This is a genomic window from Paraburkholderia rhizosphaerae, assembly GCF_004366595.1.
Taxonomy (GTDB): Bacteria; Pseudomonadota; Gammaproteobacteria; order Burkholderiales; family Burkholderiaceae; genus Paraburkholderia; species Paraburkholderia rhizosphaerae.
The window spans coordinates 164633-178433 of sequence record NZ_SORE01000005.1 but is presented as its reverse complement, the minus strand read 5'-3'; the positions used below and the strand labels follow the sequence as shown (position 1 = coordinate 178433).

Genomic DNA, 13801 nt, shown 5'->3' with positions numbered 1-13801 from the left:
AAAAAAGAGGTCTTTGCATGCAAAATGCTGACATGCCGGAGGCAATGCTGCCGCCGTCATTGCCGAAGGTCGAACGGCAGCGTCTGCACGACACGGTCGTCGACCATCTGCGCAACTTCATCGTCGAAGGGCTGCTCGCCCCCGGCGTGAAGCTCAACGAGCGGATGCTATGCGAGACGCTCGGCATTTCACGCACGCCGCTGCGCGAAGCGCTGAAGGTGCTGGCCGCCGAAGGCCTGATCGAGATTTCGCCGAACAAGGGCGCAACCGTCTTGCAGATGACCGACGAGGAAATTCGCGAGACGTTTGAACTGATGAGCGGGCTCGAGGCGTTTTCGGGCGAGCTCGCGTGCGAGCGCATCACGCCGGTCGAGCTCGCCGAAATCAAGGCGCTGCACTATGCGATGCTCGCGTGCCGCGCACACAACGACCTGTCCGGCTACTACAGCCGCAACCAGCAGATTCACGACAAGATCAATGAAGCGGCGCGCAATTCGGCGTTGCGGCAGACTTATCTGTCAATCAACCGGCGCCTGCAGGCGCTACGGTTCCGCTCGAACTTCCAGACGCACAAGTGGGATAGTGCGATTCGCGATCACGAAGCGATGATTGAGGCACTCGAGTCGCGCGACGGCAAGAAGATGCGCACCATTCTGCGCTCACACCTGCTGTCCAAGCGCGATGCGGTGCTGGCGGAGCGAACCCTGTCGACGGTCAAGCCCGCGCCGCGCGACGATGCGTCCGGCGAAGATTAATGGCCGACGCGGCACATCGACAAAAGCCATCAACGCGCTTGCCTGCTACGTCTCATCCGGTTCGTTTTGATCGCCAGCGGCATCACGACCGGCGTCGGTGTCCGCAGCGGCGTCGGACCCGACGTCCGGCTCCTCGATCCATGTGCAGCGCAAACCGACGCCTTCGATCCTCTCCCATCGGGCGCGAAGCCGACGCTCTTTGACATCAGAGGCGGCATAACTCTTGATGCACCAATCGACGTCGTTGTTCGAACCCAATCCACTAGTCCAACGAATACTCTTCAGCCATTCGCTGACATGCGGCGACAATGGAATAATCTCACCATGACGTGACGCAGGTTCCTGGTCGTTCTTTCCTGAATCGTTTTCTTTTTTGATTGCGACCGTCACTTCAAGTCCATCGTACGTATCGAATAATTCGTGTATGCGGCCGGTTTGCATTTCTTTTTCTCCGCGAAGAAGAGGCTTATATCGATTATTTCATTTACATACAGCGAATTACTTGAATCCTTTTCGCTTTGTGTTTTCAGAAAACAGGTAATGCAATCGGCTTATTCCACGACAGGCCTGACGCGGCGGACCTGTGAGCCTTACCCAACTCAGAAATGCACCGGACAAAGGTAAGGGGCACTATCACTGAACGCAGTCACGTTATTCTCGGATTTCTCGAAACGGTGGAAAGGCACTTTCAGAATTTCCAGAAAAATATGCCTTGCCGTATCTCAATTCATTCGACTCAACCGGCACGAATAATAAATACCCGCCGGAAAAAGCCATGCACAAACCTTGCGCCGACGTGTTTCACGCAAGCTGGCACGCCGTATGCACGAAGGGAAAACACAGGTGCGCGGAAGCGCCGGAACCGATTGGGAGGGTTTATGAAAAGCTTGACTGCGGCGTTTTGTGCGTTGGCGCTAATTTGCGGCGCGAACGCTTCAGCTCAGACGAACTCCGGCAGCGGAAATGCGACGGATGCCGGCGCAGCGCAGGGTTCGGCGCAAGGCACGCCATCCGGCGCGACGCACGGCGGCGTGGCACCCGGCAAAACGGCGAATAGCATGGATCAGTTAGGCAGTCCGCAGAGCGGCGCGTCATCGCCGCAGGGGACGTTGATGCAAAAGCGCGAACAGGGGATGTCGCAGCAGGGAGACACGACGAAGGGTTCGAGCGGGGCGGTGAAGCAATAAAAGCAATCATGGGGCGCGTGACCCGCCGCTCGACGCGCACAACGCCGGGCGAGCGGGCGTTCGCGCGAAGCTAGCGGTTGACCACCTTAGCCGGCACGATAAACGTCAGCAGCGTGCCGACAAAGAGCGCGCCTGCCATCGCGTACAGGCCCAGATTGGTGCTGTGCGTCGTGTCCTTGATAAAGCCGATCAGATACGGGCTCACAAAGCCCGCCAGATTGCCCCATGAGTTGATCATCGCAATTCCGGCAGCGGCCGCGGAACCGCCGAGAAAAGCCGTCGGCAGACTCCAGAACATCGGCAGCGTGCTCAAGCCGCCCATCGCCGCGAGCGTCAGGCCGATCATCGCGAGCACCGGTTGCGAGCCGAACGCCGCCGACATGATCAGACCCACGCCACCGAGCACCGCGGTGAACGCAAGATGCCAGCGCCGTTCGCGGAGACGGTCGGCGCTGCGCGACACGAGCAACATCGTGATTGCCGCCGCGCCATACGGAATGGCCGTCAACAAACCGATATGTAGCGGGTTCTTCACGCCGGTCGACGCAATCAGCGTCGGCAGCCAGAAACCAACGGTATAGAAGCCGCAGATCAGGCAAAAGTAGATGGCCGTGAGCAGCCACACGCGCCCGTTCGTGAACACTTCACGCAGCAAAGGTTCGGCCTTGTGAGCGGAATCCGCGCGGATGTTCATATCGAGCAGCGCGCGCTCTTCAGGCGTCAGCCATTTCGCTTTCTTGATGCCGTCGGTCAGCACGAAGAACGCCGCGATGCCCGCCGCGATCGACGGCAAGCCTTCGATAAAGAACAGCCATTGCCAGCCCGCGTAGTTCATCACGCCGGAGAACGCGCTCAGCAGATAACCCGACAACGGGCCGCCGATCAAACCCGAAAGCGGCACCGCGGCAGCGAATGCCGCGAACATCTTGCCGCGCCGATGCGACGGATACCAATACGACAAATACAGAATCACGCCCGGATAGAAGCCCGCTTCGGCAAGACCGAGCAGGAAGCGCATCACGTAGAACGCGGTCGGCGTGGTGACAAAGGCCATCGCCGATGAAATCACGCCCCATGTGATCATGATGCGCGCCATCCACAAACGCGCACCAACGCGATGCAGGATGATGTTGCTCGGAATTTCGACGAGAAAGTACGCGATAAAGAAGATGCCGGCGCCTAGGCCGTAGACCGCATCCGAGAAGTGCAGGTCGGATGACATTTGCAGCTTCGCAAAACCGACGTTCACCCGATCCAGGTACGCGACCAGATAGCAGAACATCAGGAACGGCACAATGCGCCACGTGACTTTTGCGTAGGTACGCTCTTCGAATGCTTGCGCGTCGCGCTGTGTTACGACTTCTACCGATTCCGTCTGCACCGCTTCGTCTCCTTCACATCAAATTGTATGATAACCATATATGTTACATATGGCGTTCCGATCATAGGTAGAAAGTGGTACCGTGTCAACGCATCGCCAACAACGAAATCCAGAGTCTCTCTTCAGTCTTTTCTAACGACATGGCTACCTCGACCACCACGCCCCGCTCCTCTGCGACGTTCGACGCGCCCGTCATCACGAACGTCGGCACGCTCGCCGATCGCGTCACAGCCGTTCTGCTGGAAAAGATCAAAGGCGGCGAATTTCCGGCCGGCACGCGGCTGCCAACCGAACAGGTTATTTCGGAGCGCTTCGGCGTGAGCCGGACTGTCGTGCGTGAAGCGATTTCGCGCTTGAAGTCCGACGGTCTTGTCGAAGTGCGTCAGGGCAGCGGCACGGTGGTGCGCGAACCGAACCGTACCACCGCGTTCCGGCTCGATATCGACCCGAAGAATTCAGTCGACGCAGTGCTGCGCGTCACCGAACTGCGCCGCGGCATTGAAGCGGAAGCAGCCGCGCTCGCCGCGCAGCGGCGCACGCGTGCGCAGCTGGCCGACATCAAACGCGCACTCGCCGCGATCGACGGCGCGGCGAAAGAAAAGCGCGATGGCGTCGACGAAGATCTCGCGTTCCATATGGCCATTTCGCGCGCGACCGGCAATCCGCTCTATCCGTCGCTGCTCGAATTCATCAGCCAGTTTATTCACGCGGCGATCCTCGTCACACGGACCAACGAAGCGCGCCGCGACGATTTCTCGACCGAGGTGCGCAACGAGCATCGCGCGCTGTTCGACGCGATCGCCGCGCAAGATGCCAACGCCGCGCGGCAAGCCGCGATCACGCACATCGACAACGCGGGCGCGCGCATCCAGGAAGCGGACTCGGCGTTCTGGGACGACGTCGGCCGTGCAGCCGCGGGACCCCTGATCAACGAAGCCAGGAAAGCCGCCAAACGCGGCTCGCGCAACTAAAGCATCACAGCACGGAGCAAAACACCTCGAACTCTGCGTCGCGCAGTTTGCCACACCCGCCAACCTAAGATAACATCATCATACAACTTTCGCGGCGGGCGCTCCGCCGTGCGCGACCGTGCGCATTCTGTATGGAGATGGAGACGAATATGAAAGTGCTGGTAACGGGTGCGGCAGGCTTCCTCGGCCGTCGATTGATTGGTGCGCTGCTGGCACGCGGCGAGCTGACCGGCCCAGCCGGCAAACCGGTCGCAATCGATCGGATCGACGCGTTCGACGTGGTGCCGCTCGAAGGCATTAACGACCCGCGCGTTCGCGCAGTCACCGGCGATATCGCCGATCCGGCACAGATCGAGCAGCTTGTCGATGCCGACACGCTCGCGGTCTTCCACCTTGCGGCAATCGTATCAGGCCAGGCGGAACAGGAATTCGAACTGGGCATGCGGATCAACTTCGACGCCACGCGGATGCTGTTCGAACGTATCCGCACGCTGGGCACGCAAGCGCGTTTCGTGATGACAAGCTCGGTCGCGGTGTTCGGCGGCGCGATGCCCGCCACGGTGCCGGATTCGCAAGTGTGGGCGCCGCAAAGCTCGTATGGCACGCAAAAAGCGCTGTCCGACCTGATGCTCGCCGACTACAGCCGGCGTGGTTATATCGATGGCCGCAGCCTGCGGATGCCGACCATCGTCGTGCGACCGGGCAAGCCGAACCGCGCAGCGTCGAGCTTCGCGAGCGGGATTATTCGTGAGCCGATCAACGGTGTCGAATCGGTGTGCCCTGTCGCGCCGGAAACGATTCTGTGGCTGATGTCGCCGGATCGCGCGATCGACAATCTGCTGCACGGCTACGAACTGCCGAAGGAAAAGCTGACGCAAGGGCGCGTGATCAACATGCCGGGCCTGTCGGTATCGGTCGAAAACATGCTGGCATCGCTGCGGCGCATCGCGGGCGACACGGTCGCGAACCGCGTGCGGATGGAACGCGATCCGGCCGTCGAGCGTATTGTCAATTCGTGGCCAGGCAACTTTTCGGCTGACTACGCGCGCTCGCTCGGTTTCGTGTTCGATGCGGATTTCGACAGCGTCGTGCACGCGTTTATCCGGGACAACGCCGCGCAACCGGCCTGATTCGACCAGACTCGCGGGTCCGAATCGCGCGGCGACTCGCCGCCAACGGTCCAGCGCAAACTTCGGAATGCCAACATGACCTCCTCCCCTGCCTTGCTCGGCTGTATCGCCGACGACTTCACGGGCGCCACGGACCTCGCGAATATGCTGGTCCGCGGCGGCATGCGTACCGTTCAAACGATCGGCGTGCCAAATGGCCCGCTCGACCAGCCCGCCGAAGCGATCGTGGTCGCGCTGAAATCGCGTACCGCGCCGCGTGAACAGGCGGTTGCCGAATCGCTAGCTGCGCTCGAGTGGCTGCAAAAGCTCGGCTGCAAGCAGTTCTACTTCAAGTATTGCTCGACCTTCGACTCGACCGACGCCGGCAATATCGGCCCGGTCGCCGACGCGCTGATGAAGGCGCTGAACGCGCCGTTCGCGATCGCCTGCCCGGCGTTTCCGGAAACCGGCCGCACCGTCTACCGCGGCAATCTGTTCGTCGGCGATTTGCTGCTGAACGAATCCGGCATGCAGAACCATCCGTTGACGCCGATGACCGATGCGAACCTCGTGCGCGTGCTGCAGCGGCAAACACCGACCAAGGTTGGCCTGCTGCGCTACGACACCGTGCAGCGCGGCGCGGCGGCAGTCAACGAGGCACGCGGCGCATTGCAGCGCGACGGCATCGGCCTCGCGATTGCCGATGCGATTTCCGATCAGGACCTGTACACGCTTGGCGAAGCGTGCGCGAACGACCTTCTGCTGACCGGCGGCTCCGGTCTCGCCATCGGCCTGCCGCGCAATTTCGAACGCGCGGGCCTGCTGCCGGCCGCGAAAAACAGCGAGCAGGTGCCGGGCGTGAACGGTTTGTCCGCGGTGCTATCGGGTAGCTGCTCGCGCGCGACGCAGGCGCAGGTCGCGCATTGGCGCGACAGCGGGCGCCCCGCGTTCCGCGTCGATCCGCTCGCGCTCGCGCGCGGCGACAACGTGGTCGACGCGGCGATGGCCTTCGCGCAGCCGCTGCTCGCGCAAGGTCCGGTGCTTGTGTACGCAACCAGTTCGCCGGAAGAAGTCGGCGCGGTGCAAAAGCAGCTGGGTACCGCCGCATCGGGCGAACTCGTCGAGCAGGCGCTTGCCGCGATTGCGCAGCGCATGCGCGACGCGGGCGTGCGCCGCTTCGTAGTCGCAGGCGGCGAGACATCGGGCGCGGTGGTTAATGCACTTAACGTCAAGGCGCTGCAAATCGGCCCGCAGATCGATCCGGGCGTACCGGCCACCGTGTCGATTGGCGCAACGCCGTTCGCGCTCGCGCTGAAGTCCGGCAACTTTGGCACCGTCGATTTTTTCAGCAAGACGCTCGGCATGTTCGACCAGCTTGCGGGAGCACCGCAATGAGCACCGCCATCACCTCCGCCGCGGCTGCGGAGAGCCGTGCGCGCGAAGAGATCGCGCAAATCGGCGCCGATCTGTATTCGCGCCGTTATACGGTCGGCTCCGCGGGCAACATCAGCGCACGGCTCGAAGACGGCTGGCTGATCACACCAACCGACGCGTGCCTCGGCCACCTCGATCCGGCGAAGATCGCGAAGGTCGACCGCGATGGTCAGTGGGTCAGCGGCGACAAGCCGTCGAAAACGCTGGCGCTGCATCGCAACGTCTACGACACGAACCCCGACATGCACGGTGTCGTGCATACGCATTCGACGCATCTGGTCGCGCTGACGCTGGCCGGTGTCTGGAAGCAGCACGACGTGCTGCCGCCAATCACGCCGTACTACGTGATGAAAGTCGGCCACATCCCGCTCATTCCTTATTGCCGCCCCGGTGACCCCAGCGTTGCCGAGCGCGTGCGCGCGCTGGCAAACGATGTGCGCGGCGTGCTGCTCGAGCGGCTCGGTCCTGTCGTATGGGGTGCGAGCGTATCGCAAGCCGCATGGGCGCTCGAAGAGCTCGAGGAAACCGCGCAACTCTGGTTGATGACCGACCCGCGTCCGGCGCCACTCACGGACGCGCAGATCGACGAATTGCGCACCACGTTTGGCGCGCGCTGGTAACCCACCTAACTTGCTGGACCTGAACCTGGACCACGACGATGCCACGCTTTGCCGCCAACCTGACGATGATGTACCGCGAGCACGAATTCCTCGAGCGTTTCGGCGCTGCCGCGGCTGACGGCTTTAAAGCTGTCGAATATCTGTTTCCGTACGACTATCCGGCCGACCAGCTCGCGGCGCTGCTTAAGCAGCACGGTCTGGAACAGGCGCTCTTCAACGCGCCGCCGGGCGACTGGGCGAAAGGCGAGCGCGGCATCGCCGCACTGCCGGGCCGCGAAGACGAGTTCAAGCGCAGCGTCGACACCGCGCTTCATTACGCGCAGGCGCTGGGTAACCGCAAGCTTCACTTCATGGCGGGGCTTGTCGGTGCGGAGGCGGACCGCACACGCCATCGCGACGTGTACGTACGCAACCTCACCTATGCCGCGTCGCAAGCGGCGCAGCACGGTTTGACCGTGGTGATCGAGCCGATCAACACGCGCGACATGCCGGGCTACTTCCTGAATCTGCAACGCGACGCGCAGCAGATCTGCCGTGAAACGGGCGCGTCGAACCTGAAGGTGCAGTTCGACCTGTACCACTGCCAGATCATGGAAGGCGATCTCGCAGTGAAGTTGAAGCAGATGATGAAAGACGACATCGGCCACTTGCAGATCGCTGGCGTGCCGGACCGTCACGAGCCGGATCTCGGCGAAGTGAACTACCCGTATCTGTTCGCGCTGATCGACGAACTCGGCTACGACGGCTGGATTGGCTGCGAGTACGTGCCGAAAGGCGCGACGTCCGCCGGCCTCGGCTGGGCGAAGCCGTGGCTCGGCTAAAGCGCGTCGCGAACCCCGGGTAACAGGCGCGCGTTATCTGGCGAAATTGCTGACCAGATCGCGCGCGAGTTCGCCGCCGCTGCCCGTCCAGAAGTCATGATCCGCAAGACGCACGCGCTCGGCGACACACAGCATGTGGTCACCGGCCGCCGCGCGCGCGGCGTCCGGATCACCCGCGACGATCGCCGCGACAATTTTCTCGTGCTCTTCGCGCACCTGATTCGCGAAGTCTTCGCGGCGCGCCTCGTTCGCGCGCGTGACCTTCACCGCAAGCCGGATTTGCTGCGCGAACATCTCGACAAAGCGCACCCAATACGGATTGCCGGTCGCCTCGGCAATCCGCAGGTGAAACTGCACATCTTCCTCGACCCCATCGCCGCCCGCGCGCATCGCATCTTCGACGCGCCTTAGCGCGTGCTCGATTTCCGCGAGCTGCCCGGGCGTGCGCCGCACTGCCGCGAGCGCCGCGATTTCCGCCTCGAGACCGCGCCGGACTTCGGTCAGATTCAACAGCGACTGCACCGACTGCTCAGTCAGCGGATCGCCTTTCGCCGCGCGCGGGAACCCGGTCTGCGCGACGAACGCGCCGCTGCCCTTGCGCGTGGTCAATAGTCCATCCGCCTTCAGCAACGCGATCGCTTCACGCATCACCGTGCGACTTACACCGAAGTGCTGCGCCATCGCGTGCTCAGACGGCAACCGCGTGCCCGGCGCGAGACCGTCACTGCGGATTTTCGCCAACAGCTTTTCAGCGACGCGCTCGCCCAGCGTACCGGCGTCGAACGTGCCGCCGCTGACCTCGGTCTCGCCCACCAGATGGGAAGTCGCCGGGCTCATCGCATCGATCCTTTCGAAAAGTTTGACCATTCGGATATTGTACGCAATTCCAATTTCTGTTGACAGCCTCTGAACAGGTTAATACCATTCCCATACAGATTTTATACATGTAGTCATTTAAGTCTGACCGGTCGTTTTCAGACCATTCCGCCATCGGGGAGACAGAGGAGAGGAGAGAAGCGATGAGCTTCGTGGTCAACAACGTCCAGGTGCTGTTCGCCGGACTCGCGCTGGGTTCGATCTATGCATTGGTCGCGCTCGGCTTCGTGCTGATCGTGCGGGCCACCAACGTCGTCAATTTCGCGCAAGGCGACTTTGCGATGGTGGGCGGCTTCGCGATGGTCGCGTTTCTGAGCAGCGGCCTGCCGTACTGGCTCGCCTTTGTGCTCGCGCTGGTCGTGCTCGGCATCTTCGGCGTGATCTTCGCGCTCGGCGTGTACTACCCGCTGCGGCACCGCTCGTACCTGCCGGTCATCATCAGCACGCTGGGCGCATCGATCTTCATGCAGAACGCGGCGCAGTACATTTTCGGCCCGCAGCCGCGCGCGATGAAGCGCTTGTTCGACACGCCGGGCATCGACGTAGGCGGCGTGTTCATGGACACGCAATACCTCGCCATTCTCGGCTTCACCGCGATCGCTGTGACGTTCCAGTACGTGCTGTTCGAACGCACGATGCTCGGCAAAAAGCTGCAGGCCACCTCGCAGGACAAGGACATGGCGCGCCTCGTCGGCATTCCGGTCGCCGCGATGATCGCGTTCACGTTCTTCTATAGCGCGGTGCTCGGCGGGCTCGCCGGTGCACTGGTGTCGCCCATTCTGTTCGTGTCGATCGGCATGGGTTCGATCATCGCGTTGAAGGCATTTGCCGCCGCGATTATCGGCGGCTTCGGCGACATCACCGGCGCGATTATCGGCGGCCTGCTGCTCGGCGTGGTCGAGAGCTTCGGCGCGCAATACATCTCGGTCGCCTACAAGGACGCGTTCGCGTTCCTGCTGCTGTTCCTGTTCCTGATGCTGCGTCCGCAAGGCATCTTCGGCGAAAAGATTTCGGAGAAGGCTTGATGAACCAGGTCCCCGCTTCCACCGGACCGGCGCCGGACGCGCGCGCCACACGGCTTTCGTTCGGCGCCGTCGCGGCGATCGTCGTCGCGATTGCGCTCGCGCTGGTGCCGTTCGTGTTCCCGTTGACGCCGTACGTGCTGAACATCTTCATGCAGGCGGCGACCTACGCGATCGCCGTGCTCGGCATGACAGTCGTGCTCGGCTACACCGGGCAGATCAATCTCGCGCAGGCCACATTCTTCGGACTCGGCGCCTATGCGGTCGGCCTCGGCACCGTCGTACTGGGCCTGAACTTCTGGCTCACGCTGCTGATGGGTCTCGGCCTCGCGACCCTCGCAGGCTTCGTGCTCGGTCTCACGACGCTGCGTCTGGGCGGCCACTATCTCGCGATGATCACGATCAGCTTCCAGCAGATCTTCGATCTCGTGATGGTGAACTGGGCGAGCGTTACGCAAGGGCCAGACGGCGTCGCAGGCATCCAGCGGCCGTCGCTGTTCGGCTTCCAGTTCGCCGATGATCGCGTCTATCTGGTGTTGTGCCTCGTGTTCCTGTATGCGGCCGTCGCCTTCGTGTGGCGACTGCCGCAAACGCGCATCGGCCGCGCGATGCGCGCGGTGCGCGAGAACGAACTCGCCGCGGAAGTCACCGGCGTCGACACGCTGCGCGTGAAAGTCACCGCGTTCACGATGAGCGCGGCACTGGCAGGCATCGGCGGCGCGTTCTACGCGGCGGGCTTCGCGTACATCAGCCCGGACAACTTCAACTTCGCGCGCTCGATCGAATTCCTGACCATGACGCTGCTCGGCGGCGTCGACTCCGCCTTCGGCGGCGTGTTCGGCACCGGCCTGTTGATCGTGCTGCCCGAGTGGTTGCGCTTTCTGAAGGACATCTACCTCGCGGTGTACGGGCTCGCGGTGATTCTGATCATGGTGTTCCTGCCGGCAGGCATCTGGGGCATCGTGCGCGGCCGTTTCGACCGCTTCAAAAAGGCGCCGCAAATCGACGTCGAAAGCATTGCGCCACTTGAACTCGACGTATCGATCGCGAACCCGGCGCCCATTTTGCGGCTTGAAAACATTGCGAAGCATTTCGGCGGCGTGAAGGCGGTGGACGGCATCTCGATCGACGTCGCGCGCGGCACGGTGCACACGCTGATCGGCCCGAACGGCTCCGGCAAAACCACCACGCTTAATGTGCTGAACGGCATCTACAAGTCGACCAGCGGGCGCATCGTGTTCGACGACGTCGATATCACCACGATGTCGCCGCATCAGCGCGCAGGCCTCGGCATCGGCCGCACGTTCCAGAACATTCGCCTGTTCGCATCGATGTCGGTGGTCGAGAACGTGATGGTCGGCGCGCAACGCGCGAACAATCCGGTCGGCACCAGCCGCGCCGCACTGCACGAACGCGCGATGTCGGCGCTCAAGTTCGTCGGCATGGCCGAGCAGATGCATCTGACCGTGAAGAACCTGCCGTACGGCCACCAGCGCCTCGTCGAAATCGCGCGAGCACTCGCCGGACATCCACGGTTTCTGCTGCTCGACGAACCCGCGGCCGGTCTGAACCTGACGGAAAAGAAAAACCTTGGCGAACTGCTGAAGCGCCTGAAAGGCCACGGCATGACGATTTTCCTGATCGAACACGACATCAGCCTGATCGAACAGGTGTCCGACACGATCACGGTACTGAACTTCGGCAAGAAGATCGCGGAAGGCGAGCCGGGTTACGTGATGCGCCATCCGGACGTGGTTGCCGCCTATCTCGGGGAGAACGCCCATGCCGCTGCTTGAACTCACTCACATCGAAAGCCACTACGGCCATGTGCAGGCGTTGAATGACGTGTCGCTGCACGTCGATCAAGGCGAGATCGTCACGCTGCTCGGCGCGAACGGCGCGGGCAAGACCACGACGTTGCGCAATGTCTCGGGTCTCGTGCCGGCCACGCGCGGCCAGATCCGCTTCAACGGCGAATCGATCGAACGCGCGTCGCCGGAAAAGATCGTGCGGATGGGCATTGCGCACGTGCCCGAAGGGCGGCGCATTTTTCCGGGGCTGACGGTCAAGGAAAACATCATGATCGGCTCGTCGCCGCGCGGGCATGTCGGCCGGCGTGTGCTCGAATCCGAAGTCGAAGAGATGTACGCGATCTTCCCGGATCTCAAACGCCTCGCGAACGCGCTCGGCTGGAGCCTGTCCGGCGGCCAGCAGCAGATGCTCGCGGTCGCGCGCGGACTGATGTCCAAACCGAAGCTGATCCTGCTCGACGAACCGTCGCTCGGGCTCGCGCCGATCATCGTGCAGCAACTGTTCGCGACGATCCGTACGATCCGCGAGCGCGGCACCACCGTGCTGCTCGTCGAACAGAACGCGAACATGGCGCTGTCGGTGGCCGACCGCGGCTATGTGCTGTCGACCGGACGCGTGATTGTCGAAGGCACGCCTGCCGAATTGCTCAATAACGAAGAAGTGCGCGCCGCGTATCTGGGCGGCGGCAAGGCCCACGCGGCAGCCGGCTGAGTCCGCCTGCCGCCCTGCTCGCGATCGCGTTCCCATTCGCGTTCGCTTCGAGCAGGGTCGCTTCGTGTCAACGCTTAATCGTTCCGCTGCGGAACACAAAGGAGAATCAACGATGGAGAAAATCGCAATCATCGGCGCCGGGTTGATCGGTTGTGCGTGGGCGTCGGTGTTCGCGCGAGCCGGGCATACGGTTACGCTGTGCGACATCGATGCGAACGCGGTCGCGAGCGCGCGCGACACAGTCAAAGCCGGTCTCGTCAAGCAGCATGCGATCGGCCTGATCAGCGAAGCGCCGGAGACCGTGATTGCGCGCGTCAGTGCGACGGGCTCGCTCGAAGAGGCTTTGCACGGTGCGGACTTCGTGCAGGAAAACGTCCGCGAAACGGTCGACGCGAAAAAGGAAATCTACGCGAAGCTCGACAAGCTGATCGGCCCGAACACGCTAATCGCAAGCTCGACGTCCGGCATTCCGGCGTCGGCCTTCACCGAAGAACTCGGATGCCGTCAGCGCTGCTTCGTCGGCCACCCGATCAATCCGCCGTCGGTCGTGCCGCTCGTCGAGCTGGTGCCGGCGCCGTGGACCGAGCCGGCTGTGATCGAACGAGCCCGCACGCTCTATCAACGCGCGGGTCAGGTGCCGATCGTCGTGAACCGCGAAATTCAGGGCTTTATTGTCAATCGCCTGCAAGGCGCGCTGCTTGCCGAAGCGTTCCGTCTCGTCGAAGACGGCTATGTGACCGGCGGCGATATCGACAAGGCTGTCAAGGATGGCCTCGGGCTGCGCTGGTCGTTTATGGGCCCGATGGAAACCATCGATCTGAACGCACCGGGTGGCCTGCGCGATTACTGCGGCCGCTATGGCCCGCTGTATTTCGACATTGCGACGCAAGCCACGCCGCGCAAGTGGAACGACGCGCTGATCGGCAAGCTCGAGCAGGAGCGCCTCGCCGAATTGCCGGCCGACCAGCGCCCGGCGCGCTCCGCATGGCGCGACCAGCGGCTGATGAATCTGGTCGCGCACAAGCGCGCCGCCCCTGAGAAATAAACGCTGACGTTGAAGCTGTTGTGTTTTTGAACGCTTGACCATTACGCCGGGCCGCCC

At 62.5% G+C, this 13801-nt stretch carries 14 protein-coding genes; 11 read left to right on the top strand and 3 right to left on the bottom strand.

The features are described 5' to 3' along the window. The first annotated feature begins 17 nt into the window (after positions 1-17). The gene (locus tag BX592_RS08475; RefSeq protein WP_134191214.1) at positions 18-755 is read left to right on the top strand and encodes a GntR family transcriptional regulator; all 738 of its coding nucleotides are present in this window, start codon (positions 18-20) and stop codon (positions 753-755) included. Positions 756-800: 45 nt separating this feature from the next. On the opposite strand, the gene BX592_RS08470 is transcribed toward BX592_RS08475, so the two are convergent. Continuing rightward, positions 801-1196: a hypothetical protein gene (locus tag BX592_RS08470; protein WP_134191213.1), complete on the bottom strand. Its 396-nt coding sequence runs from the start codon at positions 1194-1196 to the stop codon at positions 801-803. 437 nt (positions 1197-1633) lie between these two features. Here BX592_RS08470 and BX592_RS08465 point away from each other — a divergent pair, with 437 nt between their 5' ends. After that, entirely contained in the window at positions 1634-1942 is a 309-nt protein-coding gene (locus BX592_RS08465) for a hypothetical protein (RefSeq protein ID WP_134191212.1), read from the top strand. A 70-nt stretch (positions 1943-2012) separates the two neighbouring features. Here BX592_RS08465 and BX592_RS08460 read toward each other — a convergent pair whose 3' ends face one another. Beyond that, the gene (locus tag BX592_RS08460) at positions 2013-3323 is read right to left on the bottom strand and encodes an MFS transporter (protein ID WP_243849396.1); all 1311 of its coding nucleotides are present in this window, start codon (positions 3321-3323) and stop codon (positions 2013-2015) included. Between the two features lie 140 nt (positions 3324-3463). On the opposite strand from BX592_RS08460, the gene BX592_RS08455 reads away from it, so the two are divergent. The 5 genes from BX592_RS08455 to otnI all read left to right on the top strand — a co-directional run bounded on the left by BX592_RS08455 (position 3464) and on the right by otnI (position 8278). Next, positions 3464-4294 (top strand): FadR/GntR family transcriptional regulator, encoded by an 831-nt coding sequence (locus BX592_RS08455; protein WP_134191211.1) that lies wholly within the window; start codon positions 3464-3466, stop codon positions 4292-4294. 149 nt (positions 4295-4443) lie between these two features. Then, positions 4444-5424 (top strand): D-erythronate dehydrogenase, encoded by a 981-nt coding sequence (gene denD / locus BX592_RS08450; protein WP_134191210.1) that lies wholly within the window; start codon positions 4444-4446, stop codon positions 5422-5424. 75 nt (positions 5425-5499) lie between these two features. Then, on the top strand, positions 5500-6798 hold the full coding sequence (gene otnK, locus BX592_RS08445) for a 3-oxo-tetronate kinase (RefSeq protein WP_134191209.1): 1299 nt from the start codon (positions 5500-5502) through the stop codon (positions 6796-6798). Next, entirely contained in the window at positions 6795-7457 is a 663-nt protein-coding gene (gene otnC / locus BX592_RS08440; protein WP_134191208.1) for a 3-oxo-tetronate 4-phosphate decarboxylase, read from the top strand. Before otnK ends, otnC begins: the two co-directional genes overlap by 4 nt. 38 nt (positions 7458-7495) lie before the next feature. Then, the gene (gene otnI, locus BX592_RS08435; protein WP_134191207.1) at positions 7496-8278 is read left to right on the top strand and encodes a 2-oxo-tetronate isomerase; all 783 of its coding nucleotides are present in this window, start codon (positions 7496-7498) and stop codon (positions 8276-8278) included. Between the two features lie 33 nt (positions 8279-8311). On the opposite strand, the gene BX592_RS08430 is transcribed toward otnI, so the two are convergent. Beyond that, positions 8312-9115, bottom strand: a complete 804-nt coding sequence (locus BX592_RS08430) for a FadR/GntR family transcriptional regulator (RefSeq protein ID WP_134191206.1) — start codon at positions 9113-9115, stop codon at positions 8312-8314. A gap of 182 nt (positions 9116-9297) precedes the next feature. Between BX592_RS08430 and BX592_RS08425 the strand changes: the two genes are divergently transcribed. From BX592_RS08425 to BX592_RS08410, 4 genes are all read left to right on the top strand, one after another. Further along, complete coding sequence (locus tag BX592_RS08425; protein ID WP_134191205.1) at positions 9298-10179, top strand: branched-chain amino acid ABC transporter permease; 882 nt, start codon at positions 9298-9300, stop codon at positions 10177-10179. Then, the gene (locus BX592_RS08420) at positions 10179-11972 is read left to right on the top strand and encodes a branched-chain amino acid ABC transporter ATP-binding protein/permease (RefSeq protein ID WP_134191204.1); all 1794 of its coding nucleotides are present in this window, start codon (positions 10179-10181) and stop codon (positions 11970-11972) included. Before BX592_RS08425 ends, BX592_RS08420 begins: the two co-directional genes overlap by 1 nt. Next, complete coding sequence (locus tag BX592_RS08415) at positions 11965-12699, top strand: ABC transporter ATP-binding protein (RefSeq protein ID WP_208327878.1); 735 nt, start codon at positions 11965-11967, stop codon at positions 12697-12699. Before BX592_RS08420 ends, BX592_RS08415 begins: the two co-directional genes overlap by 8 nt. A 112-nt stretch (positions 12700-12811) precedes the next feature. Next, complete coding sequence (locus tag BX592_RS08410; RefSeq protein WP_134191202.1) at positions 12812-13744, top strand: 3-hydroxyacyl-CoA dehydrogenase; 933 nt, start codon at positions 12812-12814, stop codon at positions 13742-13744. The last annotated feature ends 57 nt before the right edge of the window (positions 13745-13801 follow it).

What these genes read in the sequence shown, in the direction of transcription:
- BX592_RS08475 (WP_134191214.1), top strand. Translation starts at nt 18, where the DNA reads ATGCAAAATGCTGACATGCCGGAGGCAATGCTGCCGCCGTCATTGCCG.
- BX592_RS08470 (WP_134191213.1), bottom strand. Translation starts at nt 1,196, where the DNA reads ATGCAAACCGGCCGCATACACGAATTATTCGATACGTACGATGGACTT.
- BX592_RS08465 (WP_134191212.1), top strand. Translation starts at nt 1,634, where the DNA reads ATGAAAAGCTTGACTGCGGCGTTTTGTGCGTTGGCGCTAATTTGCGGC.
- BX592_RS08455 (WP_134191211.1), top strand. Translation starts at nt 3,464, where the DNA reads ATGGCTACCTCGACCACCACGCCCCGCTCCTCTGCGACGTTCGACGCG.
- denD (WP_134191210.1), top strand. Translation starts at nt 4,444, where the DNA reads ATGAAAGTGCTGGTAACGGGTGCGGCAGGCTTCCTCGGCCGTCGATTG.
- otnK (WP_134191209.1), top strand. Translation starts at nt 5,500, where the DNA reads ATGACCTCCTCCCCTGCCTTGCTCGGCTGTATCGCCGACGACTTCACG.
- otnC (WP_134191208.1), top strand. Translation starts at nt 6,795, where the DNA reads ATGAGCACCGCCATCACCTCCGCCGCGGCTGCGGAGAGCCGTGCGCGC.
- otnI (WP_134191207.1), top strand. Translation starts at nt 7,496, where the DNA reads ATGCCACGCTTTGCCGCCAACCTGACGATGATGTACCGCGAGCACGAA.
- BX592_RS08430 (WP_134191206.1), bottom strand. Translation starts at nt 9,115, where the DNA reads ATGAGCCCGGCGACTTCCCATCTGGTGGGCGAGACCGAGGTCAGCGGC.
- BX592_RS08425 (WP_134191205.1), top strand. Translation starts at nt 9,298, where the DNA reads ATGAGCTTCGTGGTCAACAACGTCCAGGTGCTGTTCGCCGGACTCGCG.
- BX592_RS08420 (WP_134191204.1), top strand. Translation starts at nt 10,179, where the DNA reads ATGAACCAGGTCCCCGCTTCCACCGGACCGGCGCCGGACGCGCGCGCC.
- BX592_RS08410 (WP_134191202.1), top strand. Translation starts at nt 12,812, where the DNA reads ATGGAGAAAATCGCAATCATCGGCGCCGGGTTGATCGGTTGTGCGTGG.